This window comes from Pseudomonas sp. (assembly GCF_030150285.1).
Classification (GTDB): domain Bacteria; phylum Pseudomonadota; class Gammaproteobacteria; order Pseudomonadales; family Pseudomonadaceae; genus Aquipseudomonas.
This window is the reverse complement of the sequence record NZ_JASLGE010000078.1, coordinates 14,427-32,111: the sequence shown is the minus strand read 5'-3', so window position 1 is coordinate 32,111 and position 17,685 is coordinate 14,427. Positions and strand designations below refer to the sequence as shown.

General features: G+C 60.4%; 20 protein-coding genes. 6 read left to right on the top strand and 14 right to left on the bottom strand.

Features of this window, described 5'->3' with window-relative positions; genetic code table 11:
* Positions 1-18 precede the first annotated feature (18 nt).
* Together Q1W15_RS18110 and cysK are read right to left on the bottom strand one after the other, a co-directional pair.
* Complete coding sequence (locus Q1W15_RS18110) at positions 19-957, bottom strand: aspartyl/asparaginyl beta-hydroxylase domain-containing protein (RefSeq protein ID WP_300730765.1); 939 nt, start codon at positions 955-957, stop codon at positions 19-21.
* Positions 958-1,236: 279 nt separating this feature from the next.
* Positions 1,237-2,211 carry a cysteine synthase A gene (cysK, locus tag Q1W15_RS18105; RefSeq protein ID WP_300730764.1) on the bottom strand — a complete coding sequence of 325 codons (975 nt, stop codon included), beginning with the start codon at positions 2,209-2,211 and terminating at the stop codon, positions 1,237-1,239.
* Positions 2,212-2,417: 206 nt separating this feature from the next.
* Here cysK and Q1W15_RS18100 point away from each other — a divergent pair, with 206 nt between their 5' ends.
* The gene (locus Q1W15_RS18100) at positions 2,418-3,263 is read left to right on the top strand and encodes a MoxR family ATPase (RefSeq protein WP_300730763.1); all 846 of its coding nucleotides are present in this window, start codon (positions 2,418-2,420) and stop codon (positions 3,261-3,263) included.
* Positions 3,264-3,283: 20 nt separating this feature from the next.
* Entirely contained in the window at positions 3,284-4,462 is a 1,179-nt protein-coding gene (locus tag Q1W15_RS18095) for a VWA domain-containing protein (protein ID WP_300730762.1), read from the top strand.
* A 17-nt stretch (positions 4,463-4,479) separates the two neighbouring features.
* Here the strand turns inward: Q1W15_RS18095 and Q1W15_RS18090 are convergent, their stop codons facing one another.
* Genes Q1W15_RS18090 through Q1W15_RS18065 form a run of 6 tightly spaced genes read right to left on the bottom strand, consistent with a single transcriptional unit; the run spans position 4,480 to position 8,780 of the window.
* The gene (locus Q1W15_RS18090; protein WP_300730761.1) at positions 4,480-5,421 is read right to left on the bottom strand and encodes a biotin-dependent carboxyltransferase family protein; all 942 of its coding nucleotides are present in this window, start codon (positions 5,419-5,421) and stop codon (positions 4,480-4,482) included.
* Positions 5,418-6,122 (bottom strand): allophanate hydrolase subunit 1, encoded by a 705-nt coding sequence (locus tag Q1W15_RS18085; RefSeq protein WP_300730760.1) that lies wholly within the window; start codon positions 6,120-6,122, stop codon positions 5,418-5,420. The genes Q1W15_RS18090 and Q1W15_RS18085 overlap by 4 nt, the downstream gene beginning before the upstream one ends.
* The gene (locus Q1W15_RS18080) at positions 6,119-6,871 is read right to left on the bottom strand and encodes a 5-oxoprolinase subunit PxpA (RefSeq protein WP_300730759.1); all 753 of its coding nucleotides are present in this window, start codon (positions 6,869-6,871) and stop codon (positions 6,119-6,121) included. The genes Q1W15_RS18085 and Q1W15_RS18080 overlap by 4 nt, the downstream gene beginning before the upstream one ends.
* Positions 6,872-6,926: 55 nt before the next feature.
* Positions 6,927-7,460 (bottom strand): DUF2937 family protein, encoded by a 534-nt coding sequence (locus tag Q1W15_RS18075; protein ID WP_300730758.1) that lies wholly within the window; start codon positions 7,458-7,460, stop codon positions 6,927-6,929.
* A 12-nt stretch (positions 7,461-7,472) separates the two neighbouring features.
* Positions 7,473-8,249, bottom strand: a complete 777-nt coding sequence (locus Q1W15_RS18070) for a class II glutamine amidotransferase (protein WP_300730757.1) — start codon at positions 8,247-8,249, stop codon at positions 7,473-7,475.
* 36 nt (positions 8,250-8,285) lie between these two features.
* Positions 8,286-8,780, bottom strand: coding sequence for an MFS transporter (locus Q1W15_RS18065; RefSeq protein ID WP_300730756.1), 495 nt, complete (start codon positions 8,778-8,780; stop codon positions 8,286-8,288).
* Between the two features lie 100 nt (positions 8,781-8,880).
* On the opposite strand from Q1W15_RS18065, the gene Q1W15_RS18060 reads away from it, so the two are divergent.
* On the top strand, positions 8,881-10,926 hold the full coding sequence (locus Q1W15_RS18060) for a S9 family peptidase (RefSeq protein WP_300730755.1): 2,046 nt from the start codon (positions 8,881-8,883) through the stop codon (positions 10,924-10,926).
* Between the two features lie 328 nt (positions 10,927-11,254).
* Here the strand turns inward: Q1W15_RS18060 and Q1W15_RS18055 are convergent, their stop codons facing one another.
* On the bottom strand, positions 11,255-11,554 hold the full coding sequence (locus Q1W15_RS18055) for a hypothetical protein (protein ID WP_300730754.1): 300 nt from the start codon (positions 11,552-11,554) through the stop codon (positions 11,255-11,257).
* Positions 11,555-11,638: 84 nt separating this feature from the next.
* On the opposite strand from Q1W15_RS18055, the gene Q1W15_RS18050 reads away from it, so the two are divergent.
* The 3 genes from Q1W15_RS18050 (at position 11,639) to Q1W15_RS18040 (ending at position 13,364) form a co-directional block, all read left to right on the top strand.
* A complete protein-coding gene (locus Q1W15_RS18050; RefSeq protein WP_300730753.1) occupies positions 11,639-12,325 on the top strand; it encodes a hypothetical protein in 687 nt (228 codons plus the stop codon).
* A 52-nt stretch (positions 12,326-12,377) separates the two neighbouring features.
* A complete protein-coding gene (locus tag Q1W15_RS18045) occupies positions 12,378-12,752 on the top strand; it encodes a YajD family HNH nuclease (RefSeq protein WP_300730752.1) in 375 nt (124 codons plus the stop codon).
* A 141-nt stretch (positions 12,753-12,893) separates the two neighbouring features.
* Entirely contained in the window at positions 12,894-13,364 is a 471-nt protein-coding gene (locus Q1W15_RS18040) for an RNA methyltransferase (RefSeq protein ID WP_300730751.1), read from the top strand.
* Here the strand turns inward: Q1W15_RS18040 and Q1W15_RS18035 are convergent.
* The 5 genes from Q1W15_RS18035 to Q1W15_RS18015 all read right to left on the bottom strand — a co-directional run bounded on the left by Q1W15_RS18035 (position 13,361) and on the right by Q1W15_RS18015 (position 17,670).
* Positions 13,361-14,410, bottom strand: coding sequence for an AI-2E family transporter (locus Q1W15_RS18035; protein WP_300730750.1), 1,050 nt, complete (start codon positions 14,408-14,410; stop codon positions 13,361-13,363). The genes Q1W15_RS18040 and Q1W15_RS18035 overlap by 4 nt on opposite strands.
* 74 nt (positions 14,411-14,484) lie before the next feature.
* A complete protein-coding gene (locus tag Q1W15_RS18030) occupies positions 14,485-15,303 on the bottom strand; it encodes a DUF4892 domain-containing protein (protein WP_300730749.1) in 819 nt (272 codons plus the stop codon).
* Between the two features lie 145 nt (positions 15,304-15,448).
* Positions 15,449-16,303, bottom strand: coding sequence for an alpha/beta fold hydrolase (locus Q1W15_RS18025; RefSeq protein ID WP_300730748.1), 855 nt, complete (start codon positions 16,301-16,303; stop codon positions 15,449-15,451).
* 12 nt (positions 16,304-16,315) lie between these two features.
* Positions 16,316-17,116, bottom strand: a complete 801-nt coding sequence (locus tag Q1W15_RS18020; protein WP_300730747.1) for an alpha/beta hydrolase — start codon at positions 17,114-17,116, stop codon at positions 16,316-16,318.
* 110 nt (positions 17,117-17,226) lie between these two features.
* Positions 17,227-17,670 carry a hotdog fold thioesterase gene (locus Q1W15_RS18015; RefSeq protein WP_300730746.1) on the bottom strand — a complete coding sequence of 148 codons (444 nt, stop codon included), beginning with the start codon at positions 17,668-17,670 and terminating at the stop codon, positions 17,227-17,229.
* Between the last annotated feature and the right edge of the window lie 15 nt (positions 17,671-17,685).

The window sequence follows — 17,685 nt, the reverse complement described above, 5'->3', positions numbered from 1 at the left end:
GATACAAACTGCAAAAACCTACCCGAACAACCAGCGCCACAGCAGCACCAGCACAACGGCAGCCAAGACCGGACGGGCCACGCGGTACAGTTTGGGGTGGCGGCGTTTCCATTGCTTGACCACACCGCTGAAGCGGTCGCTGAAGGTTTTACTCCAGGCGTAGGCCTTATTGATACCGCCGACGCGTTCGTCGTCCAGGTTCTGGGGCGCGGTGGCCTTGCCCAGTTGCGCACTGACCCAGCGATTAATGCGGGTCATCAGGCGGCTGGTCAGCGGGCGCTCAACGTCACAGAACAAAATCACGCGGGTCACGTCCGTTTCGTTTTTGACCCAATGCACGTAGGTCTCGTCGAACATCACGTCTTCACCATCGCGCCAGGCGTACTCCTCGCCATCCACAAAAATGCGGCAGGCGTCGGAGTTCGGCGTCGAGAGCCCGAGGTGATAGCGCAGCGAGCCGGCAAACGGATCGCGGTGCGGGTTCAGATGGCTCCCCCCCGGCAACAGGGCAAACATTGCGCCTTTGACGTTGGGAATGCTGTTCACCAGTTCAACGGTTTTGGGGCACAGCAGTTCGGCCGATGGCAGCGGTTTGTCGTACCACTTGAGGTAAAAACGCTTCCAGCCCTTTTTGAAGAATGAACCAAAGCCGGCATCGTTATTTTTTTCGGCCGCGCGGATGTAGCCCTCATCGAACAAGTGCATGGCTTCTTCGCGAATCACGTGCCAGTTGTTCTTGAGCACATCGAGCTCGGGGAATTTGCTGCGGTCCAGGTAAGGTTTTGACGGCACGCCGGAGAACAGGTACATCAATGCATTGTACGGCGCAAAAAAGGCGGAGTGGTTGACGAACTGGCGCAGCACCGGCAACCGCGCCTTGCCGCGCAAGTGCACGTAAAGAATGCTGCCAACAAACAGCAGTATCAGCCCGGCCTTGATGGCGAAGGATAAGGTCATGCAACAACTCCTCGAAAATACCGTGCGGCACCAATAGCCCGCCGTGGCAGCCGGCCATGATAAACACTACCGGCGCAGGACAAAACCCGCGTCTTCCAACATTCAGCTTTAAGGGCTGCGTAACAATGCGGCCATTATGCCCACACACGGGCTGTCAACGGTTGACAGGGGTCAGTGCTGGCCTGTTTGAAGCCCCCTGAGCTTAGGCGAAAATAAGCCCGCGAACGCCCGTGCATTGGACGGTCGCGAGCAATCAGCCATCGTGCTCTGTGTTGCGGCTTACTGCGCCAGTTCCTGCTCGCTGAACATATCGCTGAACAGGAAGCTCGACAGGTAACGTTCGCCTGAGTCCGGCAGGATCACGACAATGGTTTTGCCTTGCATCTCCGGGTTTTCTGCCAGGCGCACGGCAACAGCCATGGCTGCGCCGCAGGAAATGCCGCACAGAATGCCTTCCTCGTGCATCAGGCGCTGGGCCATGGCTTTCGATTCGTCATCGCTGACCAGCTCCACCTTGTCGACAATCGACAGATCAAGGTTTTTCGGCACAAAACCGGCCCCAATGCCTTGAATCTTGTGCGGCGAGGGCTTGTTTTCCTCGCCCGCCAACGCCTGGGTAATCACCGGCGACGAAAGCGGCTCGACCGCCACGGACAAAAGCGGCTGCCCCAGGGTGTGCTTGATATAGCGAGAAATCCCGGTAATGGTGCCGCCCGTGCCCACGCCGGCCACCAGTACGTCGACTCGCCCGTCGGTGTCGTTCCAGATCTCCGGGCCGGTGGTTTTTTCATGAATCGCCGGGTTGGCCGGGTTCTCGAACTGTTGCGGCATAAAGTACAGGGCCGGGTCGCTGGCCTGGATTTCAGCGGCTTTGTCGATCGCACCTTTCATGCCTTTGGCCGGTTCGGTGAGCACCAGTTCTGCGCCCAGTGCCTTGAGCACCTTGCGACGCTCCAGGCTCATGGACGACGGCATGGTCAGCATCAATTTGTAACCGCGTGCCGCCGCCACAAAGGCCAGGCCGATGCCGGTGTTGCCCGAGGTCGGTTCGATAATGGTCATGCCCGGTTTGAGTACGCCGCGGCTCTCGGCGTCCCAGATCATATTGGCACCAATGCGGCACTTGACCGAATAGCCCGGATTACGCCCTTCGATCTTGGCCAGGATGGTCACGCCACGGGGCGCGATACGGTTGATCTGTACCAGTGGCGTGTTACCGATGGACTGGGCGTTATCTGCAAAAATGCGGCTCATGGCGGGGTCCTTATGCACTTTTTGGGAAGGCCACAAGGTTAGGCTTCGGGCCGGCGTGCGTCCAGTCATGGCGTGACGCCCCCGTCAGAGACTGAATAACGCGTCTGCGTTCACCTCTGGCAGGTGCCGCGTTATAGTCAGACATACTTTTTTCAGTCGACCGCCCTGCCCCGCGCAGGCCGACATCATGCTTTGAGGATTTGCAGATGAAGTTTGAAGGTACCCGCGCCTATGTGGCCACCGATGACCTGAAGCTGGCGGTCAATGCGGCCATCACCCTGGAGCGCCCGCTTTTGGTCAAGGGCGAGCCCGGCACCGGCAAAACCATGCTGGCCGAGCAACTGGCCGAATCCTTTGGCTGCAAGCTGATTACCTGGCACATCAAGTCCACCACCAAGGCTCACCAGGGCCTGTACGAGTACGACGCCGTCAGCCGCCTGCGCGATTCGCAACTGGGCGTCGACAAAGTGCACGATGTGCGCAATTACCTGAAAAAAGGCAAGTTGTGGGAAGCCTTTGAAGCCCAAGAACGGGTGATCCTGTTGATTGATGAAATCGACAAGGCCGACATCGAGTTCCCCAACGACTTGCTGCAAGAGCTCGACAAGATGGAGTTCTACGTTTACGAGACCGACGAAACCATCAAGGCCAAGGTCCGCCCGATCATCATCATTACCTCCAACAACGAAAAAGAACTGCCGGATGCGTTCCTGCGGCGCTGCTTCTTCCATTACATCAACTTCCCGGACCGCGCGACGCTGCAAAAAATCGTCGACGTGCACTTCCCGAACATCAAGAAAGAGCTGGTCAGTGAAGCGCTGGACGTGTTTTTCGATATCCGCAAAGTCCCCGGCCTGAAGAAGAAACCCTCCACGTCCGAACTCGTGGACTGGCTCAAACTGCTGATGGCCGATCACATCGGTGAGGCGGTATTGCGTGAGCGCGACCCGACCAAAGCGATCCCGCCACTGGCCGGTGCGCTGGTTAAAAACGAGCAGGACGTACAGTTGCTTGAACGCCTGGCGTTTATGAGCCGTCGCGCCAATCGCTGATTCTTCCCGAGGCGATAAGCATGTTGCTGAATTTATTCAATGAAATGCGGGCGGCCAAGGTGCCGGTGTCAGTGCGCGAACTGCTGGACCTGATCAACGCGCTCAAGCACCGCGTAACCTTCGCCGACATGGATGAGTTTTACTTTCTGGCGCGCACGATTCTGGTGAAGGACGAGTGCCATTACGACAAGTTCGACCGGGCGTTCGGCGCGTACTTCAATGGCCTGCAAAACCTCGACGAACACCTTGAAGCCCTGATCCCCGAAGACTGGTTGCGCAAGGAGTTCGAGCGCTCGCTGAGCGACGAAGACCGCGCACAATTGCAGTCGCTGGGCGGCCTCGACAAATTGATCGAAGCCTTCAAGCAGCGCCTGGAAGAACAAAAGGAACGCCACGCCGGTGGCAACAAATGGATCGGCACCGGCGGCACCAGCCCGTTTGGCTCGGGCGGTTATCACCCCGAAGGCATTCGTGTGGGTGATGCAGGCGCGCGCCAGGGCAAAGCGGCCAAAGTGTGGGAACAGCGCGAGTACAAAAACCTGGATGACCAGGTTGAATTGGGCACGCGCACTATCAAGGTGGCCTTGCGGCGTTTGCGCAAATTTGCCCGCCAGGGGGCCGCCGACGAGCTGGACATCGACGGCACCATTGACCACACCGCTCGCGATGCCGGCTTGCTGAACATCCAGATGCGCCCCGAACGCCGCAACACCATCAAGTTGCTGCTGTTGTTCGACATTGGCGGCTCGATGGATTCACACATCAAAATCTGCGAAGAGCTGTTTTCCGCGTGCCGCACCGAGTTCAAACACCTGGAGTACTACTACTTCCATAACTTCATTTATGAGTCGGTATGGAAAAACAACCAGCGCCGCCAGGTCGAGCGGATTGCCACCCAGGACGTGCTGAACAAATACGGTGCCGATTACAAAGTGATCTTTATCGGCGACGCCTCGATGGGTCCCTATGAAATTACCCACGCGGGAGGCAGCGTCGAACACTGGAACGAAGAGCCGGGCTACAAATGGATGCAGCGGTTTCGGGAGAAGTACAAAAAGCTCATCTGGATCAACCCGTACCCCAAGGACACGTGGCACTACACCGCATCGACCGGCATCGTGCGCGACCTGATCGATGACCACATGTACCCGTTGACGCTGGACGGGCTGGAAGAAGGGATGCGCTATTTAGCTAAATAGCATTCAAGTGGCTGAGGTCAACAGACCGCGAGCACGCTCGCGCCTACCCATTGTTGTATGAGCTTCAGGTGCTGGCGCTGCGCCGCTTCTTGTGTGGTGGGCCGCAGGTACACGCGGTCTCCCGGCAAACACTGCGCCAGCCGCGCTTGCGCCCATGGCGTCAGCGCGCCCAGCCGAGGGTAGCCACCGATGGTCTGACGGTCATTGAGCAAGATGATCGGCTGGCCATCCGGTGGAACTTGAATGGCCCCCAGCGGGATCCCTTCGGAAATCATCGGCGCGCCCTGATACACCAAGGTAGGCCCCAACAAGCGTATGCCCATTCGGTCGGCACGGCTGTCGAGGGTCCACGGGGCGTTGAAGGCATCAAAGGTACTTTGCCCGCTGAACGCGCCCATTTGCGCCCCCACCACCACGTCCAGAAACGGCTCAGGGCTGAACACCGGTTGCTGCGCAGGGGCCAGTTCGCGCAATGAAGGCGCGGTGCCCGCGTAGCTCAACTCATCCCCCGCGCTCAACGCACGGCCAAAGCCATCCGGCCCGCCGAGGTGTTCACGCACCACCGTGGCACAACTGCCCAAGACCTGCGGGGCGATAAAGCCGCCGGGGGCGGCCAGGTAAGCCCGGGCACCGCTCAACGGCTGGGTGAAGCTCATGGCCTGGCCCTGGCTGAGGGTAAAACTGCGCCACGGTTTAATCGGCCGCCCATCGAGGGTGGCGGCCAGGTCCGCGCCGGCCAGCGCCAGCGTGCAATCGCGCTGGGCAACCAGGGCCAAGCCGCCCAGGGTGATTTCGATCACCGCCGCGCCGGGCACATTACCCAGCAGCGCATTGGCCCACGCCATCGACACCCCGTCCGCCGCACCGCCCTGGGTCACGCCCAGGTGGCGCACGCCAAAGCGCCCGACATCTTGCAACTGGCACAGCGGGTTGCTGGCCAGTACCCGTAAATGGCTCATACCGGAGGCTCCTGCGGGGTGTCGTCGCCGCCCAGGCGAATGAACTCAGCATGGGAAATGGGCGCGAACCGCACGGTGTCGCCCGGCTGCATCAGGCTGTAACCCTCGCGGTCGCGGTCAAACAACACCGTGGGCGTACGCCCGATCAGGTTCCAGCCACCGGGGGAATGGGCCGGGTAAGCGGCTGTCTGGCGCTCGGCAATACCCACGCTGCCACAGGCAACCCGTTTACGCGGGGTGTTCAGCCGCGGTGCCGCCAAGGCTTCGTCGACCAGCCCCATAAAGGCAAACCCCGGCGCGAAGCCCAGCGCAAACACCTGGTATGGGTGTTCACTGTGGCGGCGAATGACCTCGCTGTGCGTCCAACCGGTGCGGCTGGCCAACAGCGCCAGTTCCGGCCCTACACTAGGGTCGTACCACACCGGCAACACATGGCAGTGCCCACGGGTGCGGGTTTCTGGCTGTAGGTCGAGCAGCGCCTGGGCGATGCGCTCACGCGCGTCAGCCGGGGTCAGCGTCAAGCCGTCGTAATGCACCATCAACGTCGTGTAGGACGGCACCAGATCAATCAGGTCGGCACCAAAGCACGCCCGCAGCCGCTCACTGGCGGCCAGTATCCAGGGCATGTTGGACTCCGCAATGCCCTCGAACAAACGCAGCATCAAGCAGTCGATGGCCACCACTTCCAGGCGCGGTTTCATGACCGGGGCTGCGCGTTCAAGGCTTCACGAATACGCTGCACGGCGGCGACTGAGCTGGCGTTGTCGCCATGGACACACAGGGTGTGGGCGTGCAGGCGCAGGGCACTGCCATCATTGGCCACCAACGGTTCACCCGCTGCAATCGCCAGCGCCTGTTGCACGATACGCTCGGGATCGTGATGCACGGCCCCCGGCAATTGCCGCGACAACAGATGCCCGGCGTTGTCGTAGGCGCGGTCCGCGAAGGCTTCAAACCAGAGGGTGACACCGAACTCATCGCCGAGCGCCTGGGCGGCGGCGTTGTTGCGGGTGGCCATCAGCATCAACGGCAAGCCCGGATCATAAGCCGCCACGGCCTGAATCACCGCCCGCAGTTGCGCCGGGTTGGCCATCATGTCGTTGTACAACGCGCCGTGGGGTTTGACGTAGCTGACGCGGGTGCCCTGAGCGCGGCATACACCCTCCAGTGCGCCGATTTGATAATGCAGCACGTCTTGCAGTTCTTGGGCCGAGTAGGCCATTGAGCGGCGGCCAAAGCCGGCCAGGTCCTGGTACGCGGGGTGCGCGCCGATCTGTACGCCCTGCGCCACGGCCAACGCGACCGTTTTGCGCATGGTGCCCGGGTCTCCGGCGTGAAAGCCGCAGGCAATGTTGGCGCAATCAATAAACGGCATGACCTCGGCATCCAGCCCCAGCGTCCACTGGCCAAAACTCTCACCTATGTCGCAATTGAGTAGCAGGCGGCTCACGGCGGCGCTCCTGTGGTCTTTTTATGGGCTGAAAACGGCCGCTCTGGAGCGCGACCTAACGGCTGCGCTCACGCCGGGCAAGGCGTTCGCGCTGGCGCTTACCGCCCAGCACAACCCAGTCCACCAGCCGGAAGAAGCCTTCGATAATAAAGGAAAACAGCAAGGCACCCGCCATTGCCCAGCCGATCGCACCAGGTGACAGCAACACTTGGTAGGTGTAGGCGTTGAAGGTCTCGTCGCGAATGGCCGGATCGGCCGCATAGGCCACGTGCAAGGCGCGCCGGTACCACGGGCCTTGCATGGCCTGGAATTGGTCATCCAGCAGGCGCTGGCGCTGGAGCAGAGTGCCCAGGCTGCCGGCGTCACTGTTGAACACCGGGTCATCGCTGGCCTGGTAATGCGCCACCAAGGCCTGCAAATCACCCTTGAAGAACTGGTTGGCGGTGTTCTGGAACCCGGCCAGGCCGGTTTGAGCTTCGATCAGATGAGCTTCGACCCGGTTGGCGTAGTCATTGATAAACCCCGGCACTTGCACACCGATCAACAGGCCCAGCGTGAACAGCACCAACCGCAGGTAGCTCAGCAACATACACACCCATCCTTATTCGGTTGTGCCTTGGCTCACGCATTCGCCGCGCCGCCACAGGCTCCACTGGCCGGGCTCGTAGCGCGTCCAGGTTTCATTTTCGGTCAGTGGCTCGGTGGCAATAACCGTCACAACATCGTTGGGTGTGGTTTCAGACTGAAAGTCCACGATCACGTCGACATCTTTGAGGCGGGCCGGGCCAAAAGGCGCGCGACGGGTGATCTGAGCGAGCTTGGTGGAGCAATAGCAAAACAGCCAGTCGCCGTCGCTGAGCATGCAATTGAACACGCCCTTGCTGCGATACTCGGCGCAGGCCTCCACCAGCACCGGCAGAATGCGCTCCACGTCGACCGGTTCGGGAAAGGCTTCACGCACGCGATTGAGCAGGTCGCAGAACGCGGCCTCGCTGTCGGTATCGCCCACGGGCCGATAAAACGTGGTGCTCGGTGCGAAATCCGCCAATTGGCCGTTGTGCGCAAAACACCAGTTACGGCCCCAAAGCTCACGCACAAAAGGGTGCGTATTGGACAGGCACACCTTGCCGACATTGGCCTGGCGAATATGACCGATGACCACTTCACTTTTGATCGGGTAACGCTGCACCAGCAACGCGACTTCAGAGTCGCAACTGGCGGCCGGGTCCTGGAACAGACGCAGGCCGCGCCCTTCGTAAAAGGCAATGCCCCAGCCATCACGGTGCGGGCCGGTGCGCCCGCCACGCTGCATCAGGCCGGTAAAACTGAACACAATATCGGTTGGGACGTTGGCGCTCATGCCCAATAATTCACACACGCTCGCACTCTCGCATTCAAGCTCAACAAAAAAGGATTACACCCGCGGTTCAACCCGCGTCGGCGCTGCCGGGCGCGGCGCGCTCGCACGAACCAGGCGCTCATCACCCGCCGAGCCAAATGGCTGGTCGTCTTCAGGGTCGTCGGCCTGCGCCTGCTGATTAGCAGCGGCCTGCGCCAGGCGGGCCTTGCGAGCACGCTCAATAGGCCAGCGAATCAACACGAACACGCCATACACACACAGCGCCAGGATGCTGTACATCAATAACTCAGACACCGCACGCCAGGCGTTGTTGTCCACTTTAAAGGCCAGGTCCAGCGCGGTGATCGCAATGGCAGGCGCGAACGTATTCTGAACCGGGTCAACGATGGTCGGGCTGAACAACAGCACCGCCATCAACACCCGCAGTGGCTCGCGCAACCAGCGCCACATGAAGCGCGTCAGGCGAAACCAGACGAGCAGGCAGCCCGCGGCAGCAAAGGCGTAAAGGCCCCAGGCGATCAGATAGTCGTTCTCGTTCATGGTATTCATGGTCGGCAGGCAATGAGGCACTATGATAACGGCTTTTAGACAGTGCGGCTGCACTGCCGTCAGCCTCATCTCTTTTCACGCAGGTTTCAGGAAACACCCAATGACCGAATCAGCCTACGCAAACAGCCCCCCAATCGCACGCAAAGCCAAGGGGGCTGACCCGTATTCATGGTTACAAAATCGCGACAGCGAAGAGGTTCTGGACTACCTGAAAGCGGAAAACAGCTACCAACAAGCGCAACTGGCCGATCAGGCCGAATTGCGTGAGACGCTGTTTGAAGAGATCAAAGGCCGCATACGCGAGACCGACCTGTCGCTGCCCTCCCCGTGGGGGCCGTTTTTGTATTACACACGCACCCACGCTGGCGACGAATACCCACGTCACTATCGCTGCCCACGCCCGGCCGACGACAGCCAAACCGTGGACGAAAGTGCCGAGCAGTTATTGCTGGACCCCAATGCCCTGGCCGATGGTGGTTTTATCGCGCTGGGGGCTTTCAGCATCAGCCCCGACCACCAGCGCCTGGCCTACAGCCTGGACACCAGCGGCGAAGAAACCTACCGCCTGTTCGTCAAGACGTTGAGCAGCGGCGACGTCACCGAGCTGCCCTTCGAGGACGCCGACGGCAGCATGACGTGGGCCAATGACAGCAATACGTTGTTTTTCGCAACGCTGGACGACACCCATCGCCCGCACAAACTGCTGCGTCATACCTTGGGCGAACCCCTGGCCCATGAAGTGTTTCATGAGCCCGACGGGCGTTTTTTCCTGCATTGCTACCGCGCCAGTTCCGAGCGCCAACTCATCCTGCTGCTTAACAGTAAAACCACCAGTGAGAGCTGGGTTGTAGACGCCGATCAGCCGCAGCACCCCTTCCAGTGCCTGGCACCCCGGGTTGAGGACCACGATTACAGCGTTGACCACGGCCTGTATCAGGGCCAATGGGCCTGGTTTATCCGCACCAATCAGGACGGCATCAACTTTGCCCTGTATGTCGCCACCGCACAGGTGCCCCAGCGCAGTGACTGGCAGCGCCTGGTCGCCCACAGCGATGCCGTGATGCTCGAAGGCCTGACCCTGAATGCCAACGCGCTGTGCTTGAGCCTGCGTGAAGGCGGCCTGCCGATAATCGAGATACGCCCCAATGGCTTGCCGTCGTATCGCGTGCAGCTACCGGACGCGGCCTACAGCCTATACGTGCAAGACAGCCTTGAGTTCGACAACCCCTTTATACGCTTGCGCTACGAGGCGTTGAATCGACCGGCGCAAGTGCGGCAACTGACGCTGGCAACAGGCGAGCAAACCGTACTGAAAGAAACACCGGTGCTGGGCCCTTTCAATGCCGATGACTACGTCAGCCAGCGGCTCTGGGCGACCGCCGCAGACGGCACACACGTGCCCATCAGCCTGGTGGTCAGGCGCGATGCCGTAGGCCAACCTGCGCCGTTGTACCTGTATGGCTACGGAGCCTATGGCGAAAGCCTGGACCCATGGTTCTCCCATGCGCGCTTGAGCCTGCTCGACCGAGGTGTTGCGTTCGCGATCGCCCACGTGCGCGGCGGTGGAGAACTGGGTGAAGCCTGGTATCGCGCGGGCAAACAGGCGAACAAGCCCAACACCTTCAGCGACTTTATCGCCTGCGCCGAACACCTGATCGACCAGGGCCTGACCCGAGCCGATCAACTGGTCATCAGTGGCGGCAGCGCGGGGGGATTGTTGATTGGGGCGGTGCTCAACCAGCGCCCTGAACTGTTCAAGGCCGCCATTGCCGAAGTGCCGTTTGTGGATGTGCTCAACACCATGCTCGACCCGGAACTGCCGCTGACCGTCACCGAGTACGACGAATGGGGCAACCCGCAAGACCCCGAGGTGTACGCCCGCATAAAAGCTTACGCACCGTATGAAAATGTAGTGGCCCAAGCGTACCCGGCGATGCTGGTGATTGCCGGGTACAACGACAGCCGCGTGCAGTACTGGGAGGCCGCCAAGTGGGTGGCCAAATTACGCGCCACGAAAACCGACGACCACCTGCTGCTGCTCAAAACCGAGCTGGACGCCGGGCACGGCGGTATGAGCGGCCGTTACCAGGGGCTGCGTGACGTGGCACTGGAATATGCATTTGTGTTCAAAGTGCTGGGGATTTAACGGCGAAGCGTGTTGGCGGGATCGAAGTTGCTCGCGATCTTTTGATTGTTGAACATATCGCGAACAGGCTAGCGCCTGTAGTCGCTGCCGAAGGCTGCGATGCGGGCCACAGGACCGCCGTTCAGGGGCGCTTCGGCAGCGGCTACAGAATCCGTGGTTCGTAGCAGTTGCCGAAGGAACGAGGCTACGTCCGGTTGCGCAGCAATCGTAAATCCTTAGTCCCGGATCAAACAGGAACACCGCGCGGCCTGGTTTCACGACGGCTTCGCCGCCGGACGTAGCCTCGTAAAACTCAGCCCTGCTACGGTGCCAGGTGCAGCAGCTGGCATCAGTCAGCGGGCAATTTCCCCTTGGCTTCCTTGGCGTCTACACCCGGTAACGGCTGGTCTTTGGGCGGCTGCGGCAGGTCAATCGGGGGCAATGGCATCTGGCTGCCATTGCCCGCTGCAGGCTTGGCCACGGCACGCGGGGTGATTTGCGGATAAGGGGTTGGTGCGGCCGTGCCCGGAGCCCCCGGTGCCGGCGTCAGGGCCACCGGTAAGGCCGGGGTCGGTGCCAGATCCGCAGCCTGCACTGCACTTATCAAGAGCGCTGCCCATGCAATGGCCGTTAGAATAGTGCGTTTCATCAATCACTCCGTTACCAGACCGGGTTGTCTACCTTCAGGCTACTCGTAACCAATTGTTTTTGCCCCCTCTTCGACGAGATTTCCATGAAACGTTTTGTTTTGCTCGACACCACCCCGATCCCTGAAAATGGCGGTGCCTTGTGCCTGTTCGAGTATGGCGAAGACTTCGTGATCAAAATTCAGGGCGGCGACGGTGGCCAGTTGATGAACACCCGCATGCACGGCTCCGAGGACGCACTGGCCGAGATTCCGTGCCGCAAGGTGGCCGGACGCCCCGGGTCACGGGTGCTGATCGGCGGCCTGGGCATGGGCTTTACCCTGGCCTCGGCTCTCAAACACCTGGGTAAAACCGCCGAGGTGGTGGTGGCCGAACTGGTACCGGGGGTTGTGGCGTGGAACCGTGGCCCGCTGGGCGAAAAAGCCGGTAACCCGCTGCAAGACCCGCGTACCGTGATCCGCCTGGAAGACGTGGCCAAGGTGCTGCAGGCTGAACCCGATGGCTTTGACGCCATCATGCTGGATGTCGACAATGGCCCCGAAGGCCTGACGCAAAAAGCCAACAGTTGGCTGTATTCAGCCGGCGGCCTCAGCGCCTGCGCCAAGGCGTTGCGCTCCAAGGGCGTGTTGGCCGTGTGGTCTGCCAGTGCCGACAAGCAGTTCTCGGACAAACTGCGCAAGGCCGGCTTCAAGGCCGAAGAAGTGCAGGTGTTCGCCCACGGCAACAAAGGCACACGTCACACCATCTGGATTGCTGAAAAAATCAAAGGCTGATCAACAGCTAAACTTCACGACCTAACCGTCATTCGTCTTAAAAGGTGAACCCATGAGTTCGGCCAACCCACCGTCACACACCGCCAAACTGGACCGCATCCTGGCGGATGCCCAGCGTGACCGCGAAATGGGCTATCGCGATAAAGCCTTGAAAATGTACCCCCACGTGTGCGGTCGTTGCGCCCGTGAGTTTGCGGGTAAGCGCCTGAGTGAACTGACGGTTCACCACCGCGACCACAATCACGACAACAACCCCCAGGACGGCTCAAACTGGGAGCTGCTGTGCCTGTACTGCCACGACAACGAACACTCGCGCTACACCGACCAACAGTACTTTTCGGACAACTCCATCAGCAGCCCGAAAGTCGCCAAGGCCACCCACAACCCGTTCGCCGCACTGGCCGGGTTGATGAAAAAAGACGAGTAACCCGCCGGTAGAAGCGGGCCCACACGCCCGCTGTCGAGCGCCGCTCACCCTGGCGCTCCCGGGTCGGCGGCGCTCGCTCACGCCTAGCGAGGCGCGTCATTGCCGGTATACTCGCGTCTTTTTTCTGAAGGGCGACGGCACGTGGCAAACAAACGGTACAGCTGCATTGGTTTGTATAACCCCAAATCACCGGAAAACGTAGGCTCGGTGATGCGTGCGGCTGGTTGCTACAGCGTGGCGTCGGTGTTTTACACCGGCAAACGCTATGAGCGTGCCCGCGACTTCATCACGGACACCAAAAAGATCCATCAGGATATTCCGCTGATCGGCATCGACGACCTGAAAAAAATCATCCCATTGGGCTGCATTCCGGTCGCGGTGGAAATGGTTGAAGGGGCTCGCCCCCTGCCCGAGTACACGCATCCGGACCGGGCGATTTATATCTTCGGCCCCGAGGACGGGTCGCTGGGCAAGGACGTGCTGGACTGGTGCGAAGACGTGATTTACATCCCGACCCAGGGCTGCATGAACCTCGCCGCCACCGTTAATGTGGTGCTGTACGATCGCTTGGCCAAGGGTAAGAACACACGCTCAGGGCCAAAATTCGGCTAAGTCCTGTCCTTGCTCTGCTGGCTGGCACTCCAGTCCAGCAGCAGGCTGTAGGCAATCGCCAGCAAAGTCGGGCCGATAAACAGCCCGATAAACCCGAACGCGATCAAGCCGCCAAACACCCCCAGCAACACGATCACCAATGGCAGATTTCCGCCCCGGCTGATGAGGTAAGGCTTGAGCACGTTATCGACACCGCTGATGACCAACGTGCCCCAAATGCCAAGGAAGATCGCCATGCCGTACTCCCCCTTCCAGGCCAGCCAGGCCGTGGCCGGGATCCATATCAGCGGCGGCCCCATCGGTATCAGGCTGAGCAGAAAGGTGCCAAGGCCCAGTACCAGTGCGCCGGGCACCCCGGCGATCAAGAAGCCAATCAGCGCCAGCAGCCCTTGGGCCGCCGCCGTGCCGATCACCCCGTTCACCACACGCTGCACGGTGCCCGCCACCAGTTCCTGATAGTAATGCGCGCGCTCGCCGATCAGCCGTTCAAGCAGCCCGTGCACAAAGCTCGCCAGCCGAGGGCCGTCGCGGTAGAAAAAGAACACGAACACAATGCTCAGTGTCATTTCAAGAATACCGCCGCCGATTTGCGCGCTTCGGGCGAGTAACCAGTTGCCTACTTGCCCCAGGTAAGGCTTGAGTGCCCCCAACAATGCGGCCCCCTGCTCGTCGAGGGTATTCCAGAGGCCATCCAGCCGCTCACCAACGAAGGGTATCCCTACCAGCCAGGTGGGCGCTTCGGGCAGGCCCTCCAGCTGGACATCCTTGATAAAGGTCGTGGCGTCTCGTACATGGTCGGCCAGGTTAAAACCCAGCCATACCAGCGGCCCGGCCACCAGCAACATCCAGCCCAGGGTTAGAATGCTCGCCGCCAGTGTTTCCCGACCGTTCAACACACGGGTCAGCAAACGCATCAAAGGCCAACTGGAAAATGCCAGCACCGCCCCCCAAAACAAGGCAGACCAGAAAGGGGCCATCACCCACAGACTGGCACCGAACAACACCAGTAGCAGGATCTGCACCAGCAGGCGATCGTTATTAAGCATGTGTGTCCTGCAGAGCGTTACAGAATCAGAAAGAAACAACGGCTACGGGGAGTGTAGCCGTCGCAGAGAAATGTTTAGCGAAGCAATTCGATGCGCAAGCCCTGAACCTGAGCATCGCCCAGTTCGAGACGGCCCGCACGAACCCCTTTGGCGATCAGCGCGTCACGCCACGCGCCCGCGTGAGCGCCCGTCAAAGTGACTCTTGAAGTGGCATCCAGGTTCAATCCGCGGCTGATCAGGTTCAGCCACTGGGCATCAGGTTCGCCCGTAAGTGCGGGGAAGTTGAGTTCGCCTGTGCTTTTCAACTGGCGCTGCAAGGTGGCCGAGGTGGGCAGCAATTGGCCCAAGTCAGCATTGGCCTGCATCTGTTCGACGTGCAAATACGCTTTTCGATTGCCGCGGGTAATGCCGTACAGCGCGACCAACTGGTTGTGCTCGGGAGCGGCTTTGCGCAGTAACAGGTAGGACTGCTGATCGTCGGCCCCCACCAGCTTGGAGTTGCCAAAAATTTCGTTGGCCCAAAGGCTGCTTTCACCGCAATCACGCGCCTGGCACCAGAACAACAACTCGGCACCCTTGGCCTGCAAGGCTTCGCGGGCAGCCGTAAACGCTTCGCTGGACGAACGCTCGGCCGGCAACTCATAGGTAATGGCGGTCGTCTGGCCACGCGTATTGACCTGCGACTCGTAACGAAGGCGCCCGCTGATTTTACGGATAGAGCCCATCGGGTAGATGCGTTCGACTTCAGGGTGTTCGGTGTAATCAATGATTTGCGCGTCGGCCAGCCTTGGCACGTCCCGTAAATCCTGGCTGCCGGGTACATCGGCGGCCCATACCAACGGGCTTAAGCTGCTCAAGCCCAACACGCAGATAAAACGTCTGGATAGTTTCATCGGCGGGGCTCACCTGCAGAAGGCGTGTCATTGAGCGTGCTCACGATAGAGACCGGGTGGCCATTCGGGGTCGCAGCGGTGTAGAGATCTATCATGGTTGTCTCCCATTTCAAGCCTCCAAGCCTCGGCAGTTGGCCACCGCAAGTCAAGAAGCGCTGAAGAAGCGTTTGAAACAGTCTGCAACAAGGATCGCGCCCGCCTCATCATTCAGGTGCACATGATGGCCACCTGGCACACGCACCTGCGAGAAAGGCAGGCGCTCCAACAGGTCGGTATAACTGGCCAACATGCCCTCCTCGGCTACCACCAGCGTTGTCGGGCACGTCACGCGTCGAACAAACGACATGCCCTGTTCAGCGCTAAGCCGTAGCGGCGAAGGCAGCGTCAGACGGCTGTCGCTTCGCCAGCTATACCCGCCCGGCACCGGCATCAAGCCGCGCTGAGCCAGTAGCTCGGCCGCCTCTTGGCTGACGGCGACCATGCCTTTCATCCGGGCCGCCACGGCCCTGTCTAGTGTGGGGTGAACCGATTTGCGTTTGTGTTGATGGTGCAGTTGCGCCTGCAACGCGTTGCCCATGTGTTCGGCCGTATCGGCTCCCGGCCCGGACTTCGGCACAATGCCATCAATCAAGGCCAGCCGGGTGACGCGGTCGGGAAATGAGCCCGCAATCATCACCGCCACAATCGCCCCCAGGGAGTGCCCCATGAGGGCAAACCGCTCCCAGCCCAATTGCTCAGCCACACATAACACATCAAACGCGTAATCGGCCAAGGCGTACCCGGCCCCACGGGGGCGGTGATCCGAGTGGCCATGCCCGGCAAAATCCAGCGCCACGATGCGCAACCCTGGCAATTTGGGGGCCAGCCGGGCGAAGCTGTTAGCGTTATCCAGCCAACCATGCAAGGCAATCACGGGCACGCCGTCTTCGGGGCCTGACACGTGGGCCGCCAATTCGATATGCGGCAAGCTCAGACGAATTTCTTCCATCACAGGGCTCATGCTTGATGCTCTTCAGAGGCTGGGCTGACGAAGCCCCCAGCGGGCAACGATATGTTTGAGCAAATGGGCTGTTTCATGCGGCTGCTCCAGAGGAAACATATGCCCACCCGGCACGCTCAGCGCCTCGCCATTGGGCATGCGCGCAACCGCATTGGCATGATGGCGCATGACCACACGGCTGTCGCGTCCACGCACAATGGTCAACGGAACCCTTAATTGAAATACACGACCGGGGGCTGTGTGCGGCACGCTGCGGTAGATGTCGATCTCAGTGGCAGGGTTGAAACGTAACCGCAAACGCTCGTCAACGACCTGCAACCCGTGCTCCAAATAGGCGTCGAAGCAATCGGGATCAAAGCTGCGGAACAGCGTCTTGCCCGCAAAGTAGGCCCGCGCGCTTTCACGGTCTGCGAACTCCTCGCGCCGCCCGAGCGTGCGGCCTGCGGGGGTCAGGCGGTCGATCAGGCCAAAGCGCTTGGCCGCGCGAATCACCCACTGATCGGTTCGCGTGAGCACGGGTGAATCAAGCATCACCAGGCCCTGGTACAGATGCGGGCAGCGGATGGCCGCATGCAAGTGCAACATCCCGCCCAATGAATGCCCGACACCGATTACCGCTTCACCGCGCTGCTCCAGGTGAAAGATCAATTCGTCGACCAGGTTGTGCCAATTGTTGTCCACTGGGAAACGCGGATCATGCCCATGTTGCGGCAGGTGCGCGATTTCAAAGTCCGGCGCAAGGGCATCGAACAATTTGCCATAAGTGGCCGAGGGGAAGCCGTTGGCATGGGCGAAGAAAATCTGCCGAGACATACAAGGCGTCCACAGGTAGGAAACGACCTCTATTGTCTGTAGGAAATTTCTCCATATCAATGACCGTATACGCCAGGAGTGACGCCACTACGGCCATTGTCGCCCGCGAATCAGCGAGCGGGGGGTGCTTCACCCAACGGCACCACCGCCATGGTCAGCCGGGAAATACAATTGAGTTTGCCGTTATCGTCGGTCAGGCGGATGTCCCACACATGGGTGGTGCGCCCGATATGAACCGGCCGCGCCACGGCACTCACGCGGCCACTGCGCACACCGCGCAAGTGGTTGGCATTGACCTCCAGGCCCACGCAATAGAACTGCTGGGTATCGATGCACATGTAACTGGCCATCGAGCCCAAGGTTTCGGCCAGTACCACCGAAGCGCCGCCGTGCAGCATGCCAAACGGCTGATGCGTGCGATGATCCACCACCATGCTGGCGGTGATCGACTGGTCATCGAAGGCATCGAAGGTAATGTCCAGCACATCGCAGATAGTGTTTTTGCGCAGGCCGTTGAGGTATGCCAAGTCGGGCGGCGTGGTCCACAAGCTCATCAGTCGTTCCTTGCT

What these genes read in the sequence shown, in the direction of transcription:
- Q1W15_RS18110 (WP_300730765.1), bottom strand. Translation starts at nt 957, where the DNA reads ATGACCTTATCCTTCGCCATCAAGGCCGGGCTGATACTGCTGTTTGTT.
- cysK (WP_300730764.1), bottom strand. Translation starts at nt 2,211, where the DNA reads ATGAGCCGCATTTTTGCAGATAACGCCCAGTCCATCGGTAACACGCCA.
- Q1W15_RS18100 (WP_300730763.1), top strand. Translation starts at nt 2,418, where the DNA reads ATGAAGTTTGAAGGTACCCGCGCCTATGTGGCCACCGATGACCTGAAG.
- Q1W15_RS18095 (WP_300730762.1), top strand. Translation starts at nt 3,284, where the DNA reads ATGTTGCTGAATTTATTCAATGAAATGCGGGCGGCCAAGGTGCCGGTG.
- Q1W15_RS18090 (WP_300730761.1), bottom strand. Translation starts at nt 5,421, where the DNA reads ATGAGCCATTTACGGGTACTGGCCAGCAACCCGCTGTGCCAGTTGCAA.
- Q1W15_RS18085 (WP_300730760.1), bottom strand. Translation starts at nt 6,122, where the DNA reads ATGAAACCGCGCCTGGAAGTGGTGGCCATCGACTGCTTGATGCTGCGT.
- Q1W15_RS18075 (WP_300730758.1), bottom strand. Translation starts at nt 7,460, where the DNA reads ATGTTGCTGAGCTACCTGCGGTTGGTGCTGTTCACGCTGGGCCTGTTG.
- Q1W15_RS18065 (WP_300730756.1), bottom strand. Translation starts at nt 8,780, where the DNA reads ATGAATACCATGAACGAGAACGACTATCTGATCGCCTGGGGCCTTTAC.
- Q1W15_RS18060 (WP_300730755.1), top strand. Translation starts at nt 8,881, where the DNA reads ATGACCGAATCAGCCTACGCAAACAGCCCCCCAATCGCACGCAAAGCC.
- Q1W15_RS18055 (WP_300730754.1), bottom strand. Translation starts at nt 11,554, where the DNA reads ATGAAACGCACTATTCTAACGGCCATTGCATGGGCAGCGCTCTTGATA.
- Q1W15_RS18050 (WP_300730753.1), top strand. Translation starts at nt 11,639, where the DNA reads ATGAAACGTTTTGTTTTGCTCGACACCACCCCGATCCCTGAAAATGGC.
- Q1W15_RS18045 (WP_300730752.1), top strand. Translation starts at nt 12,378, where the DNA reads ATGAGTTCGGCCAACCCACCGTCACACACCGCCAAACTGGACCGCATC.
- Q1W15_RS18035 (WP_300730750.1), bottom strand. Translation starts at nt 14,410, where the DNA reads ATGCTTAATAACGATCGCCTGCTGGTGCAGATCCTGCTACTGGTGTTG.
- Q1W15_RS18030 (WP_300730749.1), bottom strand. Translation starts at nt 15,303, where the DNA reads ATGAAACTATCCAGACGTTTTATCTGCGTGTTGGGCTTGAGCAGCTTA.
- Q1W15_RS18025 (WP_300730748.1), bottom strand. Translation starts at nt 16,303, where the DNA reads ATGAGCCCTGTGATGGAAGAAATTCGTCTGAGCTTGCCGCATATCGAA.
- Q1W15_RS18020 (WP_300730747.1), bottom strand. Translation starts at nt 17,116, where the DNA reads ATGTCTCGGCAGATTTTCTTCGCCCATGCCAACGGCTTCCCCTCGGCC.
- Q1W15_RS18015 (WP_300730746.1), bottom strand. Translation starts at nt 17,670, where the DNA reads ATGAGCTTGTGGACCACGCCGCCCGACTTGGCATACCTCAACGGCCTG.